The organism is Rhodoblastus acidophilus, assembly GCF_900187365.1.
Classification (GTDB): Bacteria; Pseudomonadota; Alphaproteobacteria; order Rhizobiales; family Beijerinckiaceae; genus Rhodoblastus; species Rhodoblastus acidophilus.
In genome coordinates this window covers 1-22,936 of the sequence record NZ_FYDG01000008.1, presented here as the reverse complement: position 1 = coordinate 22,936, position 22,936 = coordinate 1, and the positions used below count along the sequence as shown (strand labels likewise).

Below are 22,936 nucleotides of genomic sequence, written 5' to 3'. Positions count from 1 at the left end.
CAAATCCCGCCTCGCCTATAGCTGCGCCCGGACCCTAACGGAGGACAGACATGAGCCAAGCGCGCAAATGCCTCGCCATCGTGCTCGCCGCCGGCGAAGGCAAGAGGATGCGCTCCAGCCGTCCCAAGGTTCTGCATCAGGTCGCCGGCCGCTCCATGCTCGCCCATGTGCTCGACGCCGTGGCGCAGGCGGGCGCCGACGCGCTCGCCGTGGTGGTCGGGCCGGGGCGCGACGACGTCGCGGCCGAAGTTTTACGCGAGGCGCCGCACGCCCAGGTTTTCGTGCAGGCCGAGCGGCTGGGCACCGCCCATGCCGTGCTCGCCGCCCGCGCGGCGCTGGCGCAGGGTTTTGACGATTGCCTCGTGCTGTTCGCCGACACGCCGCTGGTCCGTCCCGAGACTTTCGCCGCGCTGCGGGCGAAGCTTGCGGGCGGCGCGGGCGTGGCGGTTTTGGGTTTCGAGCCGGAAAATCCGTTTGGTTACGGGCGGTTGCTGACCGACGCCTCCGGCGCGCTGCTGGCCATCCGCGAACAGAAGGACGCCAGCCCCGAGGAATTGCGGGCGCGCCGCTGCAACGCCGGCCTGATGGCGCTCGACGGCCGCAAGGCGCTGGACTGGCTGTCGCGCGTCGGCAATGACAACGCCCAGAAGGAATATTACCTGCCCGACGTGGTGGAGATCGCCCGCGCCGACGGCGCCGCCTGCGCGCTGGTGATCGCCCCGGCCGGCGAAGTTTTGGGCGTCAACGACCGCGCGCAGCTCGCTCAGGCCGAAGCCGAGATCCAGACGCGCCTGCGCCGCGCCGCCATGGAGAAGGGCGCGACGCTGATCGCCCCGGACACCGTGTTCTTCAGCCACGACACCGTGCTCGGCGCCGATGTGCTGGTCGAGCCGCATGTGGTGTTCGGCCCCGGCGTCACCGTTGGCGACAATGTGGTGATCCACGCGTTTTCGCATCTGGAAGGGGCGACGCTGGCCGACGCGGTCACGGTCGGCCCCTATGCCCGGCTGCGCCCCGGCGCCAATCTGGCCAAGGCGGCGAAGGTCGGTAATTTCGTTGAAATCAAGAAGTCCGAGATCGGCGAGGGCGCGAAGGTCAATCACCTTACCTATATTGGCGACGCCAGCGTTGGCGCCCGCTCCAATATCGGGGCGGGGGTGATCACCTGTAATTATGACGGATTCCTGAAATATCGCACGGAGATCGGCGCCGACGCCTTCGTCGGCTCCAACTGTTCGCTGGTGGCGCCGGTCAAAATTGGCGACGGCGCGCTGATCGGCTCCGGTTCGGTGGTCACCAAGGACGTCGCCGCCGATTCGCTGGCGGTGGCGCGCGGCAAGCAGATGGAAAAGCTCGGTTGGGCGGCGGCCTTCCGCGAGAAGATGGCCGCCCTAAAGGCGAGGAAATGATTTTCCGTTAGGTTAGACTACGGATTGAAATCATTTGTGACTTGCCCTGAGCTGGGCCAGGCGGCTTCTGTTCGGGCGAAAGGAATCGCTGCATGTGCGGAATTGTGGGAATCATCGGTCAGGGTCCGGTCGCCTCATCGCTGGTCGATGCGCTGAAACGGCTGGAATATCGCGGCTATGATTCCGCAGGCGTCGCCACGCTGGAAAACGGCCATCTCGAACGCCGCCGCGCCGAAGGCAAGCTGCGCAATCTCGACGCGCTGCTGCAGCAAAAACCGTTGCGCGGCCGGATCGGCATCGGCCACACCCGCTGGGCCACCCATGGCCGCCCGACCGAGAACAACGCCCATCCCCACGCCACCAACAAGCTGGCGGTGGTGCATAACGGCATTATCGAGAATTTCCGCGAATTGCGCGCCGAACTGGTGGCGCAGGGCCATGAATTCGTCACCCAGACCGACACCGAGGCGGTGGCCCATCTGGTGACCGAGCAGATCAACCAGGGCCTGTCGCCGGTGGACGCCGTCGCCGCCAGCCTGCCGCGTCTCAAAGGCGCCTTCGCCCTGGGCATGCTGTTCGACGGCGAGGAGGATCTGCTGATCGGCGCGCGCCGGGGCGCGCCGCTCGCCGTGGGCTATGGCGAGGGCGGCGAGATGTATCTCGGCTCCGACGCGCTGGCTCTGGCCGCCTTCACCGACACCATCACTTATCTCGAAGACGGCGACTGGGTGATTCTGCGCCGGGGTTTTGCGGAGTTCCGCGACGAAAGCAATCGCGTGGTGCAGCGCGCCAAGCTGAAGACCCAGGCCTCCGCCTTCGTGGTGGACAAGGGTAATTACAAGCACTTCATGGCCAAGGAGATTCACGAGCAGCCGGAAGTGGTGGCGCGCACGCTGGCGCATTACATCGACTTCGCCAACAATTGCGTGCGGTTGCCGTTCGAGCTGCCATTCGACCCCAAAGCCCTGACCGGCATTACGCTGACCGCCTGCGGCACCGCCTATTACGCGGGCCTCGTCGGCAAATATTGGTTCGAGCGTTTCGCGCGGCTGCGGGTCGAGATCGACGTCGCCTCGGAATTCCGCTACCGCGAAGCCCCCATGCCCGAAAACGGCCTGATGCTGGTGGTGTCGCAGTCGGGCGAGACGGCGGACACGCTCGCCAGCCTGCGCTACGCAAAGACGCAGGGCCAAAAGATCATCGGCGTGGTCAATGTGTCGACCTCGACCATCGCGCGCGAGAGCGACGTCGCGGCGCCGACGTTGGCGGGGCCGGAGATCGGCGTGGCCTCGACCAAGGCGTTCACCTGCCAGCTCACCGTGCTGGCCTCGCTGGCCATCGCGCTCGGCCGCGCGCGCGGCGTGCTCAGCGCGGACGAGGAGAAACGCCTCGTCAACGAGCTGATGGTCGTGCCCGGCCTGCTGGCGGAGTCGATGAAGCTGGAGCCCAAGATCGAGCAGCTGTCGCACCGCCTGGGCAAGACGACGGACGTGCTCTATCTCGGGCGCGGCCCGTCCTATCCCTTGGCTTTGGAGGGCGCGCTAAAACTCAAGGAAATCAGCTATATCCACGCCGAGGGCTATGCCGCCGGCGAGCTGAAGCACGGCCCGATCGCGCTGATCGACGAGCAATTGCCGGTGATCGTGATCGCGCCGAGCGATCCGGTGCTGGAAAAGACCGTATCCAATCTGCAGGAGGTTTCCGCCCGCGGCGGCAAGATCATTCTGCTGGGCGACGCCCATTCCATTGCGGCAGCGGCGACGCCGCTCGCCGGCGAAATCGTCATGCCCGCGATGGCGCCGGATTTTTCGGCCATCGTCTATGCCGCGCCGATCCAGATGCTCGCCTATCACACGGCGGTTTTCATGGGCAAGGACGTGGATCAGCCGCGGAATCTCGCCAAGAGCGTGACTGTGGAGTGACGCGCGTGACGGGGAGGCGACCGGCCTCCGGGCCGGTCAACGCGTCGCTACGATAGGGCGCAGTCCTCGCGACCGCGTCGCAGCAGATGCTTTTCCAACCCATGAATAGGCGCGCGGGGCGCTTCACCTTGCTAGGCTGAGGCGATGGTGACGCCTTTGGCCCGCTGTGGCGATACTTGCCGAGGCGAGGAATTGCGGCGCCGGCGCGTGGGCCGGACGCGCCTTTGACGGCTTTTCGCCACTTTTACCGTGTCCAATGCTTTGGCGGACATTTCAGATTAACGTCCGCTTAACGAAAGATTGCGCGATCACTTGCTTGAGCCCCGGCCAGATCGCCCAGGCTTCCTGCTTTTAACCCTTAGGTGGAGCAGGCCAAATCGAAGACCAGGCCAGCGCCCGTTGCTGGCGAAAGTGAATAGGACAAAGACATGGCGGATATTGACGACGCCGCTTTGGCGACATGCACTTTGACGCTCAATCTCCTGACGCAGCTCAGGAAATCGGGCGCGCTGACCGAGGAGCAGATTTCGGAGATTTTCGCCGATTCCATCCGGCAGCATCGATCGGTCGCCACCGACGAGAATCTCGCCGCCGCCTCCTTTCTCGAATCGGCGCGCATTTCGGTGGAGGCGCAATAGAAGGCGTCGATCCCAATCATGCAATGACGGGCGACACACATATGACGCCCCCTTTGGGAGGCAGGCCCTTTTGCCGAAGCTCCAGCCGGGTTAGGAGAGGCAGGGGGGACGCACATGCGCACGCTCGGCCTGACCGGCTCCATTGGAATGGGCAAATCCACCACGGCGGCGATGCTGGCCGGGCGCGGCGCGGCGGTGTTCGACGCCGACGCCTGCGTGCATCGGCTGTACGAGGGCGAAATCGTCCCGGCGCTGGCCGAGGTTTTTCCGCAGGCGGTGCGCGACGGGCGGGTGGACCGCGCCCTGTTGCGGCTGGCCGTGGTCGGCAAGCCCAATGAGATCGCGCAGCTGGAGAAGATCGTCCACCCGGCGGTGCGGCGCAAGAAATGGGATTTCGTCGCGGCGCAGGCGCGGGCGGGGACGCCGGTCTGCGTGCTGGACATCCCGCTGCTGTTCGAAACCGGCGATCACGCCCGGGTCGACGCGGTGATTGTCGCCACCGCGCCGCCCGACGTGCAAAAGGCCCGCATCCTCGCGCGGGGCGGCATGGACGCGGCGCAGGCCGAGGCGATCCTGGCGCGCCAGACGCCCGACGGCGAGAAGCGCCGGCGCGCCCATTTCATCGTCGAAACCCAGCATGGCCTCGCCCATGCCGAGCGTCGGGTCGCGGGCATTTTACGCGCCTTGGCGGTGTGAGCCGGGCGCCTAAAAAACGGCTCAGGGCAGGGCGTTGGAGCCGCGCAGTTCGCAGCGCGGTCCGGGGCCTGGCGCATCGGCCCAGCCCCAAATCTTGATGGTCTGGTAGGGCGCGAGCGTCACCAGCATCCGGCCCGGCGCGGGGCCGCCGTCGAAATCGGCGGCGGCGGGAAACACCTCGAACACGGCCTGAACCGGCTGGTCGTTGTAGTTTTCCGCGATGCAGGCGGTTTGGTCGCCGCCATTGTAATGTTCGTAAACCGCCCACCAGACATTGTTGACCTCGCGCTCGAAGGCGAGAGCCGGGGATGCGGCGCTCAGGCAGGCGGCGGCAATCAGGCATCGTGCAATGGACTTCATCGGAGCCTCCTTTTCCGTTGACGTCGGCCAACCCTCGCGCTTGGGCTTTTGTTCCAGATCGCAGAACGGGCTTGCGCCGCCGCCGGGGAATCGGTTATCTAGATCCATCCAGGCTTTGCCTGTTCGAGAGCCGCATGACCTTCGTCGCCAACCAGACGCCTTTGCTGAACGCCGCGCCGACCCGCGCGCCGGCTGCGTCTGTTCGCGCGCTCGGACTCCTCCTTCTCCTTATCAACCCCTGAGGGCCGTCCGGGCTATGCCTGGGCTTTCAGGGGATTTGAGTTTCAACCGGAGCTTTTCGCCCTCGGCTGCGCGCGTGTTGCGCGCCTTGCCCAAAAATTCTAAGGCAAAGCCAAAGGGCGTCCCAATTTGGAGACGATCATGACTGATCAAAATAACGACCGCGTTTTCATTTTCGACACCACCTTGCGCGATGGCGAGCAATGTCCGGGTGCCTCGATGACGTTCGAGGAAAAGCTGGAAGTCGCCGATGTGCTGGACGCGCTGGGCGTCGACATCATGGAGGCCGGCTTCCCCATCGCCTCGCAGGGCGATTTCGAGTCGGTGTCGGAAATCGCGCGCCGGGTGAAAAACGCCTCGGTCGCCGGCTTGAGCCGCGCCCAGGCCAAGGACATCGACCGCTGCGCCGAAGCGGTCAAACACGCCCGCATCCCCCGGATTCACACGTTCATCAGCACCTCGCCGGTCCATATGCGCTACAAGCTGCAGATGGAGCCGGCAAAAGTGCTGGAGCTGATCGCCTCCTCAGTGTCGCGCGCCCGCAATCACGTGGAATTTGTGGAATGGTCGGCCGAGGACGGCACCCGCACCGAGCCGGACTTCCTGTGCCGGGCGGTCGAGACCGCCATCAACGCCGGCGCCACCACCATCAACATTCCCGACACCGTCGGCTACACCACGCCGGACGAATATCGCGCCCTGTTCGAGATGGTGCGCGCCCGCGTGCCCAACGCCGACAAGGCGATCTTCTCGGTGCATTGCCACAACGACCTGGGCCTGGCGGTGGCGAACTCCATCGCCGGCGTGCGGGGCGGCGCCCGCCAGATCGAATGCACCATCAACGGCATTGGCGAGCGCGCCGGCAACGCCGCGCTGGAAGAGATCGTGATGGCGCTGAAAACCCGCGCCGACGTCTTGCCCTTCACCAATCGCATCGAGACCACCCTGTTGAACCGGGCGTCCAAACTGGTGTCGGCGGTGACCTCCTTCCCGGTGCAGTACAACAAGTCGATCGTCGGCCGGAACGCGTTTGCGCATGAGAGCGGCATTCACCAGGACGGCATGCTGAAGAACGCGCACACCTACGAGATCATGACGCCGGAATCGGTCGGCGTGTCGAAAACCTCGCTGGTGATGGGCAAGCATTCCGGCCGCCACGCTTTCAAGGAGAAGCTGAAGGAGCTGGGCTACGATTTGGGCGACAACGGCCTGGAGGTGGCCTTCACGCGCTTCAAGGATTTGGCCGACCGGAAAAAGATCGTCTACGACGAGGATATCGTCGCGCTGGTCGATGACGAAATCGCCAACGCCCGCGAGCGCATCCGGGTCGTTGCGCTGTCGGTGATGGCCGGCACCAAGGCGCCGCAATCGGCCGCCCTGACCCTGGAGATCGACGGCGAGCAGAAGACGCAGCAGGCCACCGGCAACGGCCCCGTGGATGCGATCTTCAACGCCATCCGCGCCCTGGTCCCGCACGACGCCAAGCTGCAATTGTTCCAGGTTCACGCCGTGACCGAGGGCACGGACGCGCAGGCGGAAGTGTCGGTGCGTCTGTCGGACGGCGACGCCGTCAGCGCGGGCAAGGGCGCCGATCCCGATACGCTGGTCGCCTCAGCGCGCGCCTATGTTTCGGCCTTGAACAAGGTGTTCGCCCGGCGGGCGCGCGGCGGCGTCGCGGCGGTGGCCGCGCTGTGAAAAAAGCTCCGCCGGCAAAAATCCGCCTCCCCAGGAGATTTTTGCCGGCGGGAATTGCGCGGGACCAATGCGGCCGCGCGCTTGAAATGATCTTGATCTGAAGGCGTGGTTCGGAAACCGGACCAATGCGAATAATAGACGGACGCGCGGCGCTGTATATCCGCCGTTAGGCTTAAGGAGTTTTGCGGATATCGTAACGGCAGTTTTGTCGTTCTGACGCTCCGCCAACGAAGCCGCCGCCAAAACGAAAACCCCGCCGTCGCCGGCGGGGTTTTTCATTGCGCTGGTCGCCCTACGACGGGCAGGAACGCGGAGGCTTTCAGGCTGTGATGCGCTCGTCGGCGTCAGATGGTTCCCGGAGCACATAGCCGCGGCCCCAGACCGTTTCGATATAGTTGCGGCCGTCGGAAGCGTTGGCGAGCTTCTTGCGCAGCTTGCAGATGAAGACGTCGATGATCTTCAATTCCGGCTCGTCCATGCCGCCATAGAGGTGGTTGAGGAACATTTCCTTGGTGAGCGTCGTTCCCTTGCGCAGAGAGAGGAGCTCCAGCATCTGATATTCCTTGCCGGTCAGATGCACGCGGGCGCCGTTCACTTCGACGGTCTTCTGGTCGAGGTTCACGACGAGGTCGCCGGTGGCGATCACCGACTGGGCGTGGCCCTTGGAGCGGCGGACGATGGCGTGGATGCGGGCGACCAGTTCGTCCTTGTGGAACGGCTTGGTGAGATAGTCGTCGGCGCCGAAGCCGAGGCCCTTCACCTTGTCCTCGATGCCGGCGAGGCCGGAGAGGATGAGAATTGGGGTTTTGACCTTGGCCACGCGCAGCGTGCGCAGCACCTCATAGCCGGACATGTCCGGCAGGTTCAGGTCGAGCAGGATGATGTCGTAATCATAGAGCTTGCCAAGGTCGATGCCCTCTTCGCCCAGGTCGGTGGTGTAAACGTTGAAATTCTCGGACTTCAGCATCAACTCGATGCTTTGCGCGGTGGCGCTGTCGTCTTCGATCAATAATACGCGCATGTGAAGTCCTCACCCCGCCCAAAGTAAACGGCGCCTTGCCGGCTGCCGGCCTTGTCCCCCGACTGAACGACGCGAATCATACCCCGAAGACGCTTAACGCCGAATGGTTAACAAATGCTGATTCATCCTGGCAAGCCGTCTCGGTTCTCATCCTCGCTCCTTCGCGCCGGCGTCGCGCCGGTCGAGATTCTCGTCATCAAAAGCCGGCCTGGACGAGGGGGGTCGCCTCCGGCCGGCTTTGTTCCGCCTTTCCCGGCCCGGTTGCGCCGGAGCCTTGGGCGGTCATGAAGCGAGTGTTAAACATGGCGGTTAATGAAGCCTGAACGCGCCGGACGGATTCGGACGACACCCCCCGATTTTTTTGAATTGGGCGAAAAAATGTCGCCGGGGTAATAAATCGGCAACCTCCCTCGGCCATTGTCCCCTTGTCTCGCGGAGTTAATTGCGTTTGTGGAACAGGCTTTGCAGCTTGGCGTGTTTGGAGTCTCTGGCATGAAGTCGCGGGATACGCTCGTCCGTCTCAAAAGGTTTCAGGTGGAGGAAAAACGCCGCCGTGTGACCCAGATTGAAATGATGATCGCCGAATTTGGCCGCATGGCCGGCGACCTTGATCGGGAGATCGCCGCCGAGGAGCAGCGCACCGGCGTCAAGGACCAGAATCATTATGCTTATTCGACCTATGCCCGCGCGGCGCGCACCCGCCGCGACAATCTGGCGCAGTCGGCCGACGAATTGAAGCACCAGCTCGAAGAGGCCAAGGCGGCGCTGGATGTCGCCAGCGACGAACTGGCCAAGGCGCAGGTGCTGGAAAGCCGCGAAAAGGGTCCGGCGATCACCGATCTGGCGCGCGACGCCATCGATCTTTCGGGCCTGCGCGGCGCGCGCGCCTGAACTGGGGGGCGGCGGGACTTGCCATGCGCCGCCGCCTGTAGCAAACAGGCTGAACCGCGCGCGGCCCTGGGACTCAGCCTGAATGCTACATGAGACGTCGTCTGACAGCCTGTGTTCGCGCCAAGGCCCGCCCGCCGAAACTCCGCCCGATCGCGGCGGCGCGCCAGGGGAGCCAAAGCGCAGGTCCCGCATGGATTTCATCAAACGTAATCTCGATTACATCTGGCCGGCGGTCGGTTTTGGCGCCGTCTGCATCTCTTTCTGGCTGCTTTACAACGAATTCGCCGGGCAGGAGATCGGGCCGCAGCTGATCGCGGCCTTCCGCGCCATTCCGCCCGCCCATTATGCCCTGGCGGTGCTGTCGACGCTGCTGGCCTATGCGGCGCTGGCGTTCTACGACCGCATCGCGCTGACCCACCTCGGCATCCACAACATCTCCTGGCGTTTCGTCGCGGCCTGCTCCTTCACCACCTATGCGCTGTCGCACAATATCGGCGCCTCGGTGGTCTCGGGCGCGGCGGTGCGCTATCGCGGCTACAGCTCCAAGGGGATGAGCGCGGCGCAAATCGCCATTCTGGTCGCGGTGTGCTCGTTGACGTTCCTGCTGGGCGAAGTGCTGCTCGGCGGCGTCGGGCTGCTGGCCCAGCCGCACGCCCTGGCGCGCACCAGCGGGCTGATGCCGGAGTTCCTGCGGCCCTGGCTGGCCAATCCCACCAACGCGCGCTGGATCGGCGCCGCTCTGGTCGGCGCCATCGCGCTCTATATCGCCGGATCCGTCTTGCGCCTCCCCTCGCTGACCATCAAGGGCACGCGCATCGAATATCCGAAGCTGCCGGTGGTGCTGCGGCAGATGGTCGCCGCGCCGGCCGAGTTGATCGGGGCCGCCGGCATCATCTATTTCGCGCTGCCGGAAGCGGGCAATCCCGGCTTCATCGTCGTGCTGCTGGTGTTCATCTTCTCGTTTTCGGCGGCGCTGGCCTCCAACGCCCCCGGCGGCCTTGGCGTGCTCGAACTGGTCTTCCTCAAAGCCATGCCCGGCGCGCCGCAGGACGGCGTTCTCGCGGCGCTTTTGCTGTTCCGCCTGCTCTATCTGCTGATCCCGCTGGGCTTCGCCATATTCGTCGTGCTCGGCTTCGAGAAGCGGCGGCTCAAGGAGGCGTTGCAGCACCACCATCATCTCGCCGAAGAGAAGCGCGAAAAGCCCGAATAGGCGGACGCGCGGGCCTGCGCTGCGGCGCGGAGGCTTGCGTCGGCCAAAAAAAACGCCGGCGCTCGCGCCGGCGTCGCATCGGGATGATTTCCCTTACTGACGATATTGCTGCAGGCGCGTGGTGCGCAGTCCGGCCAGCCCATGCTGGTCGATCGACATCTGCCAGGACAGAAACTCGTCGACCGTCAGCGTGTAACGGCTGCAGGCCTCTTCCAGCGAGAGCAAGCCCCCGCGCACGGCGGCGACGACTTCGGCCTTGCGCCGGATCACCCAACGCTTGGTTGAGGGCGGGGGAAGGTCGGCGATGGTCAGCGGGCTGCCATCCGGACCAATGACATATTTGACCCTCGGACGATGGGGCTCGGTCATGCTACTTACTCACTTACGCGAAGAACCCTTGACTACGGTAGGGCACTGTAAAACCGGCGACTTAAGAAACACTTTCGGCAACTGCGACAAAAGAGCCGATAACCGGTTGTTTGGACGTGCGTTTCTTGCCAAATCCTTTCCAGATCGCCGCGAATGTGCCCAATTGAGGCGCCCGGCAATCGCCCGTTAACCTTATGGAACGTCAGGGGCGCGCCCCTCTTTTGCGCCCGGCGCGTTGAAATCCGGCGGTTGAACCCTTATTGAAGGGCCAAGGCTGGCGGTCTCCGCGCCCGGCCGCAGCAAAGTTTTCGCCCTCATGACGATGTCGCACCGCAACTCACTCGATTTGGCCAAGCCGCCGGCGCAAACCCGCGTCGTCGTCGCCATGTCGGGCGGCGTCGATTCGTCGGTGGTCGCCGCCCTGCTGAAAAAGCAGGGCTACGACGTCATCGGCGTCACCATGCAGCTCTACGATCACGGCGAGATGGAGCATCGCCCGGGCGCCTGTTGCGCCGGCCAGGACATCTACGACGCCCGGCAGGCGGCCGACCGGATTGGCATTCCGCATTATGTGCTGAATTATGAGCAGAATTTTCGCGCCAAGGTGATCGACGCCTTCGCGCAGTCCTATGCCGAGGGCGAGACGCCGATCCCCTGCGTGGCCTGCAACAGCCAGATCAAGTTCATCGACCTGTTCGGCATGGCGCGCGACCTCGGCGCCGATGTGCTGGCGACCGGGCATTATATCGCCTCGCGGCAAGATCCGGACGAAAGCGGCGGGCAGGGGGGGGACGACCGCGCCTTGTACCGGGCGCTCGACCCGGATCGCGACCAGTCCTATTTCTTGTTCTCGACCACGCGCGAACAATTGCGCCTGCTGCGCTTTCCGCTGGGCGAGATGAGCAAGCCGGAGGTGCGAGAGCACGCCCGCCGGTTCGGCCTCGCCATCGCCGACAAGCCGGACAGCCAGGACATTTGCTTCGTGCCCACCGGCCGCTACAGCGACCTGGTGGAAAAGCTCGCGCCGCAGGCGGCGACGCCGGGCGACATCGTTCATGTCGATGGACGCGTGCTCGGGCGCCACGCCGGCGTGATGAATTACACCATCGGACAGCGCAAGGGCCTGGGCCTCGGCGCCGCCAGTTTGGGCGGCGAACCGCTTTACGTCGTCCGCATCGACGCCGCCAACGCGCGCGTCACGGTCGGGCCGCGCGCGGCTCTGTCGACCCGGAGGGTGGCGCTGCGCGACGTCAACTGGATCGGCCCCGGCTCGCTCGATCAGGCTGTGGGACGCGAGATCGCGGCGCGGGTGCGCTCGACGCGGCCGCCGGCGCCGGCGCTGCTGCTGCGGCGCGGTGACGAGATTCTGGTCGAGTTTATCGAGGGCGAGAGCGGCGTGGCGCCCGGACAAGCCTGTGTATTTTATGAGAACGCCGGCCCGCGCGCGCGCGTGCTGGGCGGCGGGTTCATCCGCACGGCGGAAACCGCCCAAGAGGAGCCGGCGATCGCCCGGATAAGAGCATGAATCAAATGCCGCGCGATCTCGCGCATATTGAGAACGCCCATGTCGAGGAAGCCTACGCGCGCTGGGCGCCGATCTACGACCTCGCGTTCACCGCGGTGATGGCCCCCGGCCGCCGCGCGGCGGTGGCGGCGGCGCAGCGGCTTGGCGGCAAGGTGCTGGACGTTGGCGTCGGCACCGGGCTGGAGTTGCCGATGTTCGACGCCGAGGTCGAACTGGTGGGCGTGGACCTGTCGGAGCCGATGCTGCGCCGCGCCCAGGATCGCATCGCGCGGGATTCGCTGTCGCGGGTGAAGGGCCTGTGCGTGATGGATGCGACGCGGCTGGCGTTCGCGGACGGCGCGTTTGATTCGGTGGTGGCGCCTTATGTGTTGACGGTGGTGCCGGACCCGCACGCGACCATGGCGGAGCTGGCGCGGGTCACGCGTGTCGGCGGCGAGATCGTTCTGGTGAATCATGTGGGGGCCGAAGCGGGGCCGATCGCCTGGGTGGAGCGCTGGCTGGGCAAGCGGGCGGCTTCGCTGGGCTGGCGGCCGGAATTTCCTTGGGCGATTCTGGGCGACTGGATCGCCGGGCGCAAGGATTTGAAGCTGGTGGAGCGGCGCAAGATCGCGCCGTTGGGGCTTTTCACGCTGACGCGGATTGAAAAACTGTTTTAGCGCGCGAGCTTGCTTGACAGATTGGGGGCGCGCGTCTTATAGACCGCGCACTCAAACGCGGGGCGCGCCCTGTGTTCGGGGCGGAGTAGCTCAGCCGGCTAGAGCAGAGGAATCATAATCCTTGTGTCGGGGGTTCGAGTCCCTCCTCCGCTACCAGAAAACCCCCAACAGCCGCTGCCGGGCGGCCGAGTCCTTTTAGATCAAGCAGCGCCGCCAAGCGCCCAACAATCTCTACCCTTTGCTCCTGGCCCGTTGGGGTAGGGTGGACGATGATCCGTTCCACCAGTTCTCGGAAGGCAGCATGGGCCAGCGGGTTCTCAGCTGACATTTCGGTGGCCAGCGCTTCGAGCATCTGTCGGAACCGGGCGACGGCCTGAGGATGAAGCGTCACCACTGATTCGCTTTCCGCTTGGGCGGCGAGCGCGGCTTCCAGCTCCCGGCGCTCCTGGTCGAGCTGCTCCATCTTCCCACGCATGACGTCGAACGCCGCGGCGCCTTCCGCCAGCATGTCGGCAATCCTTACGAGCTGCCGGCGGATGTCGGCGAGGCGCTTTTCCTTGTCGATTCGCCCGCGCGCGGCTGTGCCCGCCAACCGGCGGCGCTCCTCGTGGTAGGTCTGAATAAATTCGGCGAGCAGCTCGGGCTGGTCGAGTTGGGCGCGCAGCTCGGCGATGACGCCTTGCTCGATGGCGTCCAGATAGTAGCGGCGCTTGTTGTCGCAACAGCCGGATTCGGCGACGCGACTGCAGCGGATGCGCGGGCGGCCGGCCGAATTGTCATGTTTGACCATGCCGGAGCCGCATCGGCCACATTTCAGCAGGCCGGAAAGAATGGATCGCGTATAGCGCCGGGGGCCGCGCGGGGCAGGGGCGTGCGCGCCTTTGCGCGCGATCGCGGCGGCGCGGGTGTCCGGGTCGATGATTTGAAGATGCGGCGCCGGCGCGCGTTGCCATTCGCTTTCGGGGTTCGGCCGGCTGATCCGCTTGCCGGTCGACGGGTCTTTGACCATGCGGACCCGGTTCCAGACGATTTCGCCGCCGTAGATCGGGTTCTGGATAATGCCGTGGCCGCGCTCGCGGTTGCCGTTGATGGTCGACGCGTTCCACGCCGCGCCCCGAGGCGGCGCGATGTTATCGCGGTTGAGGCCGGCCGCGATGTCGCGGGGCGCGCGGCCCTCCGCATATTCCGCAAAGATGCGGCGCACGATCTGCGCCTCCTCCTCCACGATGCGGAGCTTGCCCGGCTCACCTGGCGTTGGCGCATAGCCATAGGCGCGGCCGCCGGCGTAGCGGCCGTCGCGAATGACGCCGGCCATGCCCCGACGCACCTTCTTGGCGCCGTCTTCGCGGAAGAGTTGGCCGACCAGGCCGCGCAGCCCGATGGTGACCGTGTCGGCGACGCCGTCATGGACGGCGCGTATTTCGATCCCTCGGAATTGGAAATCGCGGAAAATCAGCGCCAGGTCGGCCATGTCGCGCGACAGGCGATCAAGAGCCTCCACGATCAAGACGTCGAACTTCGCCGCCTTGGCGTCTTCGATCAGCGCCTGGACGCCATCCCGGCCGAGGATCGACGCGCCGGATTTTGCGCGATCGGAATAGGTCTGGACGATGGAAAAGCCCTCGCGATGGGCAAGGGCGCGGCAGATGGCGAACTGGTCCTCAACGGACTGATCGCTCTGAAAATCAGTCGAAAACCGGGCGTAGATCGCCGCTCTGCGGCTGGCGGGCGTGGTCATGGTGGCGCTCTGTGGCGGGCGGGGCCTTCGCGGCGGCATGATCCGCCCGGGCTGCCTGGATGGCAAGAGCCCTGACCAACGCCAGCAACGCCGGGTCTGGCGGCGCTTTCTGTTTGGCGTGGGGCAGGGGCGAAGGCACGTCAGGCTTGCTCGGGTTGGGGAGCCGCTACGGGCTGGCGGGGGAGCAACACGAGGTCGATGAATTCGACCGCGTCGCGGTTCGGGTCCGTCTCGAACACGTCCAGGACCTCGTCCTGGTCGGCGGCCTCGTAGCTGGCCGGCTTTAGGCCGGACTCGCCGCGATAGGAGAGCGTCATGCGCCAGCGCGGCGGCTTGTCGGGACGCATCACGCCCTCTGTTGCTCGGGACGGGGCACGCAGACCCCGGTCTGCTGCTCGTAGGCGCGGCAGATCAGGTCATACATTTCCTGCACGATTTCGCGCCGGCGGGCCGAAAAGCAGGTGCGCACGATGGGCGCGGCCTCATCCGCGCCGCCGAAGGTGCATCGGGTCAGCTCCTCGAGCGCGTCGAGCGCCTCCTCGAGGAGGCGGTGGGCGACCGCCGTGCGGATGGCGTCGCGCGTGGTTTCGAGCGCGGTCGAAATGTCGTGGATGTTACGGGCGACCGTGCGGCGGACCTCGGCCTGGCGCTCGGTCCAATAGGCGCTGAGGTCGATCACGCTCTCGGCCGGGCGCTTATATGGAATGCGCGCGACCTTGCCGGCGCGCTCAGTCAAAAAGACGTGCTGCAACATGAGCTTTACTCCGCGGCTTCGAAACTTTCGGATTTGGGCTGATCGCGGAGGGAGAGGCCGACATAGACCGTTCCGGCGCGCTGCTTGATTTTCTCGACGCCAAGAGCGGCGATCTCCTGGCCGAAGGCCGCGTTGGTCAGCAGCACCGGCCAGCCATGCTCTTGAGCAAACGCGATGTAGGCGGCGTAGACATCCTTGGCCGGCGTCGGGTCGCAGAGATCGCCGCGCCAGCAGCATTCGTCGAGAAATTGCGCGACTTCGACGGAGGCGGTGCGGCCGGGCTTGGTCGGCTGAGAATCGGTTTTGGGACCGGGCTCCGGCTCCGGTTCGGGCTGCGCCGGGATGGCGGCGAAGGCTGGCGGCAGCCAGCCCTTGTCTTTTGCGAGCTGGGCGGCCTTCCCGACGATCTGCGCCTTCTTGAGCTTCTTGGCGGCAGCAACGTCGCTGGCGCCGAGGTGCTGTTCAAACAGCTCGAATGCGTCGTCGCGGTGGCAGGCCTTGAAATAGGCCTCGAAGTCCATGGCCTCGAACAGCCGCTTGCGCACGTCGGCGAATTGCGCGGCGACGGCGAGGATGTCCGCCGTGGTCTTGCCGATCGCGTCAGGCTTGGGCCGGATGTGGGCGCTGATGACCTCGAAGGCGGCGACGCTGAGATCGGCGAGCGGCGCGGCGGCGCAGATTTTTAGCGCGGGAACGAACATTTCTTGCGCGATCTGCTGGAGCAGCTCGGACTGGCGGTCGTGGAAGTGCATGCCGCCGGAAATCTCGATCCCGGCGTCGGCGCCCCATTGCGAGCCGAGGCGCGCCACCAGCAGCGCCAGCGCGAAATTGCCGCAGCTGGCGGCGACGCCGGCGAGCGCTTCGGTCGCGGCCGCGTTGACGATCTCGCCCGCGCCCTTGGTCGGCGGCGCCTCGATCTCGATCCGGGCGCGCTCGAGCGGCGCGGGTTCGTAGCTGGTGGATTGGGGAGCCGGCCCACGCGGGGAGTCGGGGGCCGGCTCATGCGCCGTCGCGTCGGGGATGATCTCGACGGCGCGGGTGGTGATCATGTCGCCGTCGTCTCCGATCTCGACGACAATGCCGAGGTCCTTGCGGCGGGTCTTTGAGAACTTGCGGAGGATGGCTTTGTGCTCGATCTCGGCGGCTTCGCGATCGAGGGCGATCTGTTCGGGGCTGCCGTAGTCGCTGGGCGTGGCTTCGATTTCTTCGATGCGCGCCAGTTCTGTCTTGGTGAAATCGAGCCTTTCCGGCAGTTCGCGCCAGCGTGGCTCGTCCGGCTCGTCATGGATGACGACAAAACCCCAGCCTTCTTCGGCCCTCACCTTTTCGCCCTCGGTGGCGAGCTTTTCGCGCGCCAGGCGCTTGAGCAGCGCGCCGTCGGTGAGGAGCTTTTCGTCATCCCGGTCGAACAGGGTTTCGCGGATGGCGCCGCCGGCCTTGGCGTAGGCGTCCAGCCCGACAAAGCGGGCGATGGGATCGGCGGCGGACACCTTGTTGCGCCGGGCGCGCTCGCGAATGCCATAGGCGCCGTTTTCGCAATTGATGCGCGCCAGTTCGGAAAACAACGCCTCCTGGTCGGCGGCGTCGCCGGCCTCGCAATAGGCTTCCGCCGCCTCGCGGTTGATCGAACCCGCGCGCCACGCCTCGCGGATCGGCTTGGCCATGCGGCCGAGGGCGAGGCGCTGACGGACGTGGCGGAGCGTGAGGCCGAAATCTTTGGCGATGGCGTCGGCGGTCAGGCCGGCGGCGTCGAGGCGGGCGAAGGCCTCGAATTCCTCAACCGGGTGCAGCTGCTTCTGCAGGCTGGCGGCGGTGGACAGCTCGGCCAGTTCCGCCGGGCTTCCTTCGTAGATCTTGGCCGGGATTTCCTCGGCCTCGGCAGCCAAGCGGCCCTGCTGGACGCGGAGCGCCTGGGCGTTCCAGCGCCGGCCGCCGTCGATCACCCAATAACCGCCGAGGGCGTCGCCATGGACCGCCAGCGGCTTGATCTGTCCGACGGCGTCGATGGTGGCGGCGAGCGAGGTGTAATCGTCGTCGGGATCGGCGATGCGGACGTTGTGCGGCGACAGGCCGTTGATCTGGGCAAAAGGGATTTTCATTTCGGCGACAAGGCGCATGGCGGGGCTCAATTCAGCTTGGATTTGTCGGGCGTCAGGTAATCGGCGAGGGCCAGAGCAAGGATGCGGAGCTGCTCGGCCGCGGCGCTCAAATCCTGCGCGGCGGCGAACGCGACGGTTTTGTCGTCGAGGATGCGGCCATGGATGGCGGCGACCGCCGTGGCGGCGTCGATGCTGCGCGCGAACATCTGATTGAGGAGGTCGCGCGCGACGCGGGGAAACGGCTCAGGCATGGGCGGACCTCAAGCGGCGTGACGGGACGGGATGAAGTGGCGGTTGAGGAACCGGGCCACGGTGGACATCAGCCGCACCACGCGCGCGAAGGGTAGGCGGCGGAGCGGCGTGAGCGCGCCGGCCGGGCGCATGACGACAAGCGCATTGGCCCGCGACCGCTGGTCGTTGGCGCGCTTGGCTTCGGCCCAGGCGGATTTGAGGGCCGCGCTGAAATCGACCGGCGTGGCGGCGAGATAAGTTTGGTACGGCTGGGTGTTGACGCGGCGGGCGCCGATCAGGCGCGCGTCGAGGTCATAGGCTTGGCGCGCGGCGGCTTCGCGGGTTTCGCGCGCGATCTGGTGGGCGCGGCGCATGATCACCACGCGATCAAAACGATGCTCAGAACGAGGAAGGGCGAAACCGCCATCCTGCGTCTTGCGCAGATCAAGGGTGAGGGGTGTGGCCACAGCTGGCCTCCATAGCTTGCTCAGGCCTGATATAATAAGAAACGGATTATTGTCGTCAATCAGTTTCTTATTTTAGCTGGTCGAAAACTGACTATCTTGCCGCACAGCTCGCCTAGCTTGGAGCAGGGATCAAAAGCCGGGAGTTTGGCCCTCGCCATTCTTGCGGCAAACACGGAATGGTCGCACGTTAGACTTCTTGAGCGCAGCCGCGCAGCATTTCGGAGATCTATTTCGAGGGGGTTGCCGATGAAGAAATTGGCACGGACGCTCGCTTGGTACCGTCTGGCGAAGGCGGCTCGCGGCTCGAAGGAGCCCCTCCCCGCGTCGCCAGGACTCGTGCGGACCCGGTGCAGACGGTTTGCGCATGTGCCTCAAATCGCTGAAAACTACGCAACAAATTGACCATTGCAATGGCTCGAGAAAGTGTTTGAGGCGATCACAGTCGCGGCAATTGAGTTTATTGCAGGCAAAGGATTATTACCCCATGGAAGCAAGAGATAACCTAGAAATTTGTGAGTCGCGAATCCGACTCGTTCTTTTCTCCATCGGCGCAATTGTGCTGTTTCTTGGGGCCTTGGGTATGTTTGGCTCAACTCTCGGCGCTTTCCTTGGCTTGTTTGGACGTCCTCTAATACCCCATGATTACCCCGCCATGATCATTGCTATGTTGTTGGGCGCTGCCGGTGTTGTGCTCTTTGGTTTGACTAGCGTTCAGGCGGCGCCGCGAATGTTTAGGTCCTCCATGCCGGTGGTTCTCATATCCGGAAATGGATTTAAGGACGTTCGAATAAGCAATGAATGGATACCATGGCCGGCAATATTGTCGGTAAAGGACCCTCGGAGCTGCAAAGGTGAAAGGGGCTTTTTTGTCGAGGTTGATCCTGAGTTTAGAGCGAAGCTGCACTTGAGCTTTACGTCGTGCTTTGTGCGGTGGGGGAATCGGCTGTTCGGCTATAAGGGCTTGTGGGTGGTTACACAGACACTCAGGGCGTTGCCGGCCGGAACGCTATTTGATGTAATGCGAAGCCGACTCGCCGGCGCGTCCGCTTCGGCGTGAATCTGCGCTCGATGAGCGCTCCACCATTTCGGTATCGTCCGCAATCCGCCGGAAAGAGCTGTGCGCCTGGAACGATGCAAGAACAAGGGCACGATCATGCTGCTACGGGTAAAATCGGCTCGTTGCAGACCTTACTGATCAGGTTTCTGATCGGCTCGAATGACCCAAATGCGGAAATTCGAAGGATGTCGCTGGGGATGTATGGGTAATGCTGGCAATTACATTCAGTAGAGAACAGCCCTGAGCAGCCTAGGAAGCGACGCTAACTGAATAACGCCAGCAAGGGAGCCCAGACACCAGGATTTGCCAACGCGTTCCCAAGCGCTCCGCCGATTGCCCCCTCGACTATGGTTTTGAGCGACTTGCCCGCGGCCCTCACGATGTCGGGATCAGGTTCGTCGATTAACTGGGCTTCAATCGTCGCAATTTGTGCATCGGCTTTCCGGCGCCTCGTGACATCAAGGCTCAGTTCATCGACGTGCTTCTGGTACAGATCGATGATCGCTCGGAGATCATTCGACGTAATTGAATACGTCGTATTCTGGACCCCGTGGCCACCAGGCGCGATATGCTGAAATGGTGAGTGGTGTAGAGCGCCGATATTGAAAGTCGTTGAAGATTTCAGCTCTTCAAGCCCTCCTATCTGCGTTATCGCTAATTCGCACCACATTGCTACGAGACGAGACGACTCCGAAATCGAACCCCAGACAGAGTCGGTTGGATTTCCATATTTCTGTTCGTAGTCATTAAAAGACATGAAACGAATATCGGAATTGGTGTTTCGATTGTATCTGTCGATGACCGCTTTAAGAATTTCATCGGCACCCTTTATTTCCGCAAGCGTGAGCGTCACCTCTTCCGGCGACATTGCAGCGAGCTCCTCGGGAATAGAGACTCTCCAAATTTGATGTTCTGCATATTGTCTGCATCGCCGCGCACGATCTCGAAGGCGCTCGAAAGCTCGTACATTAGCACCCAAGCGCCCTCTCCCGGCTGGAACCTAGCTTGCGCGGGTAAACTGCATCGCAAATGAAATTATGTAAATGCCTGACGCGGGCCAGCGGCGTGCCCCCTTCGGGGTCAGTTCTAGGCGGAAGCGCCTCACGCCGCTGTGCATGCCGGCAAGCGACGCTAACTGAATAACGCCAGTAAGGGAGCCCAGACACCAGGATTTGCCAACGCGTTTCCAAGCGCTCCGCCGATTGCCCCCTCGACTATGGTTTTGAGCGACTTGCCTGCTGCCTTCACGATGGTCGGATCAGGTTCGTCGATTAACTGGGCTTCGATTGTCCTAATTTGTGCATCGGCTTTCCGTCGAGTTGCGACGTCAAGTTTCAGTTCGTCGACGTGATCCCAGTACAAATCTACGATCGCGCGGAGATCATTTGCCGTCATTTGATAGTTCGTATTCTGAACCCCGTAACCACCAGGCGCGACATGCTGAAATGGCGAGTGGTGCACAGAGCCAATATTGTACGTCGTTGAAGAAGCCCCCGCCGAGCCCGATACCCGCGCCGCCGCCTTTTTGCGGGCGGCAGATGATAGATCAACGTTGAAGGCTCCATGTGAAGGATTGAGAATGTCGCCGTTGGCTAGGAGGCCCTCAGCGGCTTCGCGCAGCCTTTTATTGTCCCATTCGGGGAGATATTTTAGCTGCGCCTCGACAATTGACGGCCGCTTGCCGGGCGACTGAGCCATTTCAAAAAGCGCATCAAGAAGATCATCTTGATCCTGCTGGCTTGCCATTGGGATACTCCATTAGCTTTAACATGGGGCCAACTTAAGCTTTGGGGGCGAAAATTTAAAGGGGCGCAGCGGCAGCAAGCCTCCTCGAAGCCGACCTTGCGGTCGGCGCTCTTGGAAGTCCGCTTGCCGCCGGAAAGAGCCGATTGCCTTGAGTACTGCAAGACCCGAGGCACGATCAAACTGCTACGGGTGAGATCGGCTCATTGCGGTCAACAAGATATTATTCTTGGTGGACGCTACAACTTCACTCTCTATCGTCAAGCTATTACCGCCGTGAGCTGTCCTGGTCAGGCGTGATTCATAACCCCAAGGTAACGCCACGTGTTGACGAGTTCGACATCTTCTGGTGGCGCATTGTGCGATTCAAGTCGCCACTTATTGTCAGGGGCTCGTCGCAAGATTTTGATGAGCCGTCGCCCGTCCATTGTTTGTACAATGGCATATTTTCCAACAAGAGTGCTTGGCTGCACCGGCCTTGGATCAAAGAGAACGACTTCGCCGTCAAGAAAGCGCGGCCATTGTGAATCGCCGCGAACCTCCAAGGCGCCGATCTCTCCATCATCAGGGACGTCAATCCATCCCGCTGGGTCATGAGCTGCGGGGTCATCGATCATCTCGACGGCTGCGCCGGCGCCTACAACCCCGTACATCGGAATTGATCTTGTTGGGTGTTCTGCGCTCGGACGCATTTCCCCACGCCCGGTCAGGAGCCATTCAAGAGAGACACGAAAAAAGCGCGCATATCTCTCACCGGCACGAGAAAGCCCGGCTGTGCCGTTCTCATGGTGTGTGTAGGTTGGCACCTTCACACCCATGGCTTTGGCGGCGTCCGTAGCCGTCTCGTAGCCAGCGTCTTCGCGGGCTTTTTTCAGCCTATCTTTTGGCTCTTCAATCATAATCTGACTTTAGCGGTTTTGCTAATCAAAAACTGATTGACATCGATAATCAGTTTCTTATTTTGTTTGCATGAGTGAACGAAACGAGCCCCGCACTAAGCGCATCCGTTTTGCTCTTAGCTTATCGCAGGCTGAGATGGCGAAGCGCCTGCGTGTGAGCCAGCCAACCGTTTGGAATTTGGAGCACGGACAGAAGGAAAGCGGCCCTGTCGCCTTCATGCTGGATATGCTTGAGGCTGAACTTTCGCGCTCTCCTGCATCCTCTCACCCGACCTCCGACTCTGAGGTGGCGGCGTGATGATCTTAGCTATGCGTGTCCCGGACTTTTCTCGCTTGCCCGGCGTAAGACTTCTTGTTGAAGCCCGGCTTCAAGGGCCTGCCCCATCCCCTGAATCGTCTTCTGCAACTCCTCCACCGCCGCCCGATGACAATCCGGATTGGCGGCCAGCTCTGCGGCTTGGGCCTCAAGGGGCCGCATCAGATCGGCCAGCGCGGTCTGCGGATGGGACTGGGTCATCCCCCAGCGAAACGCGAGCTGCGTCACAATCAGATCAAGGGCCGCAAGCCGGCCTTGTATGCGATCGAATGCGTCAGATCCCATGGGATGTTTCCTTTTCGTGTGGCGACGCTGTGATCCTTGTCATTCCTGCGGAGGTCGCCGCGTGATCCCCGATCTGCCGCTGCGCACGCCGTTCGACCGATCCGTCCACGTCCGACATGTCGGCGTCAACGGGCCGTGGCTGAGCGGAACCTGGGCGATCTCCATCGAACCGATGGGGCATCCGACCATTCGCGACGCGCTGCTCGTCCGGCTGACGCAGGAGCAAGTGCGCGCGCTGATCGGCGGGTTCCTCTACATCGACCCCTCGCTCGGCGCTCATGTGCGCAGATGCGAGGAGGATCGCGCCGGGCTGGTTCAATGCGTCTTGGGCGAGACGTCGAATTCCTCCCAGTCGTCCAGTGCGGCGGGCACGCCGAGCGTGGCTGCGGATGACGCCGGAAAGTCGGTTTCGCCCGCGTGCAGCGCCTGCAGCAAGGAGGCCGGCTGATGACGCGTGGCGATCCAGCGGTTTTCCAGCACCAGGGCGTAATCGCCGCCCTGAAGCGGCAGCAGGCGAAACACGCCGGCGCGGCTCTCAAACTTATACGCTTTCAGCATTTTTCGGTTCTCACGGTGGACCCTTGCCGTCTTGGTCGTCGGGTTGGGTGTGCCTCGTGGGGCGGCGCGGGATGGGTTTTTTGTTCCCGCGCCGTGGGCGGAGCGCGCTTTTGCGTCGGCGCGCTCCGCCTTGTTCTGTCCGCCCTGATCCGCGCCG

24 protein-coding genes and 1 tRNA gene are annotated in these 22,936 nt (G+C 63.6%); 12 read left to right on the top strand and 13 right to left on the bottom strand.

What is annotated here, in order from left to right; all coding sequences use genetic code 11:
- Positions 1-50: 50 nt before the first annotated feature.
- The 4 genes from glmU (at position 51) to coaE (ending at position 4,665) form a co-directional block, all read left to right on the top strand.
- Positions 51-1,409: a bifunctional UDP-N-acetylglucosamine diphosphorylase/glucosamine-1-phosphate N-acetyltransferase GlmU gene (gene glmU / locus CFB24_RS14825; protein ID WP_088521418.1), complete on the top strand. Its 1,359-nt coding sequence runs from the start codon at positions 51-53 to the stop codon at positions 1,407-1,409.
- A gap of 92 nt (positions 1,410-1,501) precedes the next feature.
- Positions 1,502-3,331, top strand: a complete 1,830-nt coding sequence (glmS, locus tag CFB24_RS14820) for a glutamine--fructose-6-phosphate transaminase (isomerizing) (RefSeq protein WP_088521417.1) — start codon at positions 1,502-1,504, stop codon at positions 3,329-3,331.
- A 428-nt stretch (positions 3,332-3,759) separates the two neighbouring features.
- On the top strand, positions 3,760-3,969 hold the full coding sequence (locus tag CFB24_RS14815) for a hypothetical protein (protein ID WP_088521416.1): 210 nt from the start codon (positions 3,760-3,762) through the stop codon (positions 3,967-3,969).
- 114 nt (positions 3,970-4,083) lie between these two features.
- The gene (gene coaE, locus CFB24_RS14810) at positions 4,084-4,665 is read left to right on the top strand and encodes a dephospho-CoA kinase (protein WP_088521415.1); all 582 of its coding nucleotides are present in this window, start codon (positions 4,084-4,086) and stop codon (positions 4,663-4,665) included.
- A gap of 21 nt (positions 4,666-4,686) precedes the next feature.
- Here coaE and CFB24_RS14805 read toward each other — a convergent pair whose 3' ends face one another.
- Positions 4,687-5,025 carry a hypothetical protein gene (locus CFB24_RS14805; protein WP_088521414.1) on the bottom strand — a complete coding sequence of 113 codons (339 nt, stop codon included), beginning with the start codon at positions 5,023-5,025 and terminating at the stop codon, positions 4,687-4,689.
- A 381-nt stretch (positions 5,026-5,406) separates the two neighbouring features.
- On the opposite strand from CFB24_RS14805, the gene CFB24_RS14800 reads away from it, so the two are divergent.
- Complete coding sequence (locus CFB24_RS14800) at positions 5,407-6,960, top strand: 2-isopropylmalate synthase (RefSeq protein ID WP_088521531.1); 1,554 nt, start codon at positions 5,407-5,409, stop codon at positions 6,958-6,960.
- A gap of 319 nt (positions 6,961-7,279) precedes the next feature.
- On the opposite strand, the gene ctrA is transcribed toward CFB24_RS14800, so the two are convergent.
- Entirely contained in the window at positions 7,280-7,981 is a 702-nt protein-coding gene (ctrA, locus tag CFB24_RS14795) for a response regulator transcription factor CtrA (protein ID WP_088521413.1), read from the bottom strand.
- 492 nt (positions 7,982-8,473) lie between these two features.
- Here ctrA and CFB24_RS14790 point away from each other — a divergent pair, with 492 nt between their 5' ends.
- Both CFB24_RS14790 and CFB24_RS14785 read left to right on the top strand, forming a co-directional pair.
- Entirely contained in the window at positions 8,474-8,872 is a 399-nt protein-coding gene (locus CFB24_RS14790; RefSeq protein WP_088521412.1) for a flagellar export protein FliJ, read from the top strand.
- 190 nt (positions 8,873-9,062) lie between these two features.
- Positions 9,063-10,082 (top strand): lysylphosphatidylglycerol synthase transmembrane domain-containing protein, encoded by a 1,020-nt coding sequence (locus CFB24_RS14785; RefSeq protein WP_338064202.1) that lies wholly within the window; start codon positions 9,063-9,065, stop codon positions 10,080-10,082.
- Positions 10,083-10,175: 93 nt separating this feature from the next.
- Here the strand turns inward: CFB24_RS14785 and sciP are convergent, their stop codons facing one another.
- Complete coding sequence (gene sciP / locus CFB24_RS14780) at positions 10,176-10,451, bottom strand: CtrA inhibitor SciP (RefSeq protein WP_088521411.1); 276 nt, start codon at positions 10,449-10,451, stop codon at positions 10,176-10,178.
- A gap of 316 nt (positions 10,452-10,767) precedes the next feature.
- Between sciP and mnmA the strand changes: the two genes are divergently transcribed.
- The 3 genes from mnmA to CFB24_RS14765 all read left to right on the top strand — a co-directional run bounded on the left by mnmA (position 10,768) and on the right by CFB24_RS14765 (position 12,788).
- Positions 10,768-11,976, top strand: a complete 1,209-nt coding sequence (gene mnmA, locus CFB24_RS14775; protein WP_088521410.1) for a tRNA 2-thiouridine(34) synthase MnmA — start codon at positions 10,768-10,770, stop codon at positions 11,974-11,976.
- A 5-nt stretch (positions 11,977-11,981) separates the two neighbouring features.
- Entirely contained in the window at positions 11,982-12,632 is a 651-nt protein-coding gene (locus CFB24_RS14770; protein WP_425332124.1) for a class I SAM-dependent methyltransferase, read from the top strand.
- Between the two features lie 79 nt (positions 12,633-12,711).
- Positions 12,712-12,788 (top strand) — tRNA-Met (locus CFB24_RS14765).
- On the opposite strand, the gene CFB24_RS14760 is transcribed toward CFB24_RS14765, so the two are convergent.
- The 10 genes from CFB24_RS14760 to CFB24_RS14710 form a co-directional block, all read right to left on the bottom strand.
- Complete coding sequence (locus CFB24_RS14760) at positions 12,745-14,370, bottom strand: recombinase family protein (RefSeq protein ID WP_088521529.1); 1,626 nt, start codon at positions 14,368-14,370, stop codon at positions 12,745-12,747. The genes CFB24_RS14765 and CFB24_RS14760 overlap by 44 nt on opposite strands.
- Before the next feature lie 140 nt (positions 14,371-14,510).
- Entirely contained in the window at positions 14,511-14,717 is a 207-nt protein-coding gene (locus CFB24_RS14755; RefSeq protein ID WP_088521408.1) for a hypothetical protein, read from the bottom strand.
- The gene (locus tag CFB24_RS14750) at positions 14,717-15,124 is read right to left on the bottom strand and encodes a hypothetical protein (protein ID WP_088521407.1); all 408 of its coding nucleotides are present in this window, start codon (positions 15,122-15,124) and stop codon (positions 14,717-14,719) included. Before CFB24_RS14750 ends, CFB24_RS14755 begins: the two co-directional genes overlap by 1 nt.
- Positions 15,125-15,129: 5 nt before the next feature.
- Positions 15,130-17,241 carry a ParB/RepB/Spo0J family partition protein gene (locus tag CFB24_RS14745; protein WP_088521406.1) on the bottom strand — a complete coding sequence of 704 codons (2,112 nt, stop codon included), beginning with the start codon at positions 17,239-17,241 and terminating at the stop codon, positions 15,130-15,132.
- 8 nt (positions 17,242-17,249) lie between these two features.
- Entirely contained in the window at positions 17,250-17,474 is a 225-nt protein-coding gene (locus tag CFB24_RS14740) for a hypothetical protein (RefSeq protein WP_088521405.1), read from the bottom strand.
- A gap of 9 nt (positions 17,475-17,483) precedes the next feature.
- Positions 17,484-17,921, bottom strand: coding sequence for a hypothetical protein (locus CFB24_RS14735; protein ID WP_141098458.1), 438 nt, complete (start codon positions 17,919-17,921; stop codon positions 17,484-17,486).
- A gap of 1,319 nt (positions 17,922-19,240) precedes the next feature.
- The gene (locus CFB24_RS14725) at positions 19,241-19,846 is read right to left on the bottom strand and encodes a hypothetical protein (protein WP_088521402.1); all 606 of its coding nucleotides are present in this window, start codon (positions 19,844-19,846) and stop codon (positions 19,241-19,243) included.
- A 263-nt stretch (positions 19,847-20,109) separates the two neighbouring features.
- Positions 20,110-20,724 carry a hypothetical protein gene (locus tag CFB24_RS14720; RefSeq protein WP_088521401.1) on the bottom strand — a complete coding sequence of 205 codons (615 nt, stop codon included), beginning with the start codon at positions 20,722-20,724 and terminating at the stop codon, positions 20,110-20,112.
- Positions 20,725-21,011: 287 nt separating this feature from the next.
- Entirely contained in the window at positions 21,012-21,620 is a 609-nt protein-coding gene (locus tag CFB24_RS22600; protein WP_141098457.1) for a LexA family transcriptional regulator, read from the bottom strand.
- Between the two features lie 307 nt (positions 21,621-21,927).
- Complete coding sequence (locus CFB24_RS14710; protein WP_088521399.1) at positions 21,928-22,221, bottom strand: hypothetical protein; 294 nt, start codon at positions 22,219-22,221, stop codon at positions 21,928-21,930.
- 61 nt (positions 22,222-22,282) lie between these two features.
- Here CFB24_RS14710 and CFB24_RS23405 point away from each other — a divergent pair, with 61 nt between their 5' ends.
- Together CFB24_RS23405 and CFB24_RS23400 are read left to right on the top strand one after the other, a co-directional pair.
- Positions 22,283-22,669 (top strand): hypothetical protein, encoded by a 387-nt coding sequence (locus CFB24_RS23405; RefSeq protein WP_210190742.1) that lies wholly within the window; start codon positions 22,283-22,285, stop codon positions 22,667-22,669.
- Positions 22,669-22,936, top strand: a 268-nt coding sequence (locus CFB24_RS23400; protein ID WP_210190741.1) for a hypothetical protein, incomplete at its 3' end; no start/stop codon positions are given. The genes CFB24_RS23405 and CFB24_RS23400, both read left to right, overlap by 1 nt.

Bases quoted from the DNA above. Each gene is read 5' to 3' on its own strand.
- CFB24_RS14790 (WP_088521412.1), top strand. From the start codon at position 8,474: ATGAAGTCGCGGGATACGCTCGTCCGTCTCAAAAGGTTTCAGGTGGAG.
- CFB24_RS14815 (WP_088521416.1), top strand. From the start codon at position 3,760: ATGGCGGATATTGACGACGCCGCTTTGGCGACATGCACTTTGACGCTC.
- CFB24_RS14760 (WP_088521529.1), bottom strand. From the start codon at position 14,370: ATGACCACGCCCGCCAGCCGCAGAGCGGCGATCTACGCCCGGTTTTCG.
- CFB24_RS14800 (WP_088521531.1), top strand. From the start codon at position 5,407: ATGACTGATCAAAATAACGACCGCGTTTTCATTTTCGACACCACCTTG.
- CFB24_RS14755 (WP_088521408.1), bottom strand. From the start codon at position 14,717: ATGCGTCCCGACAAGCCGCCGCGCTGGCGCATGACGCTCTCCTATCGC.
- glmU (WP_088521418.1), top strand. From the start codon at position 51: ATGAGCCAAGCGCGCAAATGCCTCGCCATCGTGCTCGCCGCCGGCGAA.
- sciP (WP_088521411.1), bottom strand. From the start codon at position 10,451: ATGACCGAGCCCCATCGTCCGAGGGTCAAATATGTCATTGGTCCGGAT.
- coaE (WP_088521415.1), top strand. From the start codon at position 4,084: ATGCGCACGCTCGGCCTGACCGGCTCCATTGGAATGGGCAAATCCACC.
- CFB24_RS14725 (WP_088521402.1), bottom strand. From the start codon at position 19,846: ATGTCGCCGGAAGAGGTGACGCTCACGCTTGCGGAAATAAAGGGTGCC.
- CFB24_RS14805 (WP_088521414.1), bottom strand. From the start codon at position 5,025: ATGAAGTCCATTGCACGATGCCTGATTGCCGCCGCCTGCCTGAGCGCC.
- CFB24_RS14745 (WP_088521406.1), bottom strand. From the start codon at position 17,241: ATGCGCCTTGTCGCCGAAATGAAAATCCCTTTTGCCCAGATCAACGGC.
- CFB24_RS14785 (WP_338064202.1), top strand. From the start codon at position 9,063: ATGGATTTCATCAAACGTAATCTCGATTACATCTGGCCGGCGGTCGGT.
- CFB24_RS14740 (WP_088521405.1), bottom strand. From the start codon at position 17,474: ATGCCTGAGCCGTTTCCCCGCGTCGCGCGCGACCTCCTCAATCAGATG.
- CFB24_RS14710 (WP_088521399.1), bottom strand. From the start codon at position 22,221: ATGGGATCTGACGCATTCGATCGCATACAAGGCCGGCTTGCGGCCCTT.
- glmS (WP_088521417.1), top strand. From the start codon at position 1,502: ATGTGCGGAATTGTGGGAATCATCGGTCAGGGTCCGGTCGCCTCATCG.
- CFB24_RS22600 (WP_141098457.1), bottom strand. From the start codon at position 21,620: ATGATTGAAGAGCCAAAAGATAGGCTGAAAAAAGCCCGCGAAGACGCT.
- ctrA (WP_088521413.1), bottom strand. From the start codon at position 7,981: ATGCGCGTATTATTGATCGAAGACGACAGCGCCACCGCGCAAAGCATC.
- mnmA (WP_088521410.1), top strand. From the start codon at position 10,768: ATGACGATGTCGCACCGCAACTCACTCGATTTGGCCAAGCCGCCGGCG.
- CFB24_RS14770 (WP_425332124.1), top strand. From the start codon at position 11,982: ATGCCGCGCGATCTCGCGCATATTGAGAACGCCCATGTCGAGGAAGCC.
- CFB24_RS14750 (WP_088521407.1), bottom strand. From the start codon at position 15,124: ATGTTGCAGCACGTCTTTTTGACTGAGCGCGCCGGCAAGGTCGCGCGC.
- CFB24_RS14720 (WP_088521401.1), bottom strand. From the start codon at position 20,724: ATGGCAAGCCAGCAGGATCAAGATGATCTTCTTGATGCGCTTTTTGAA.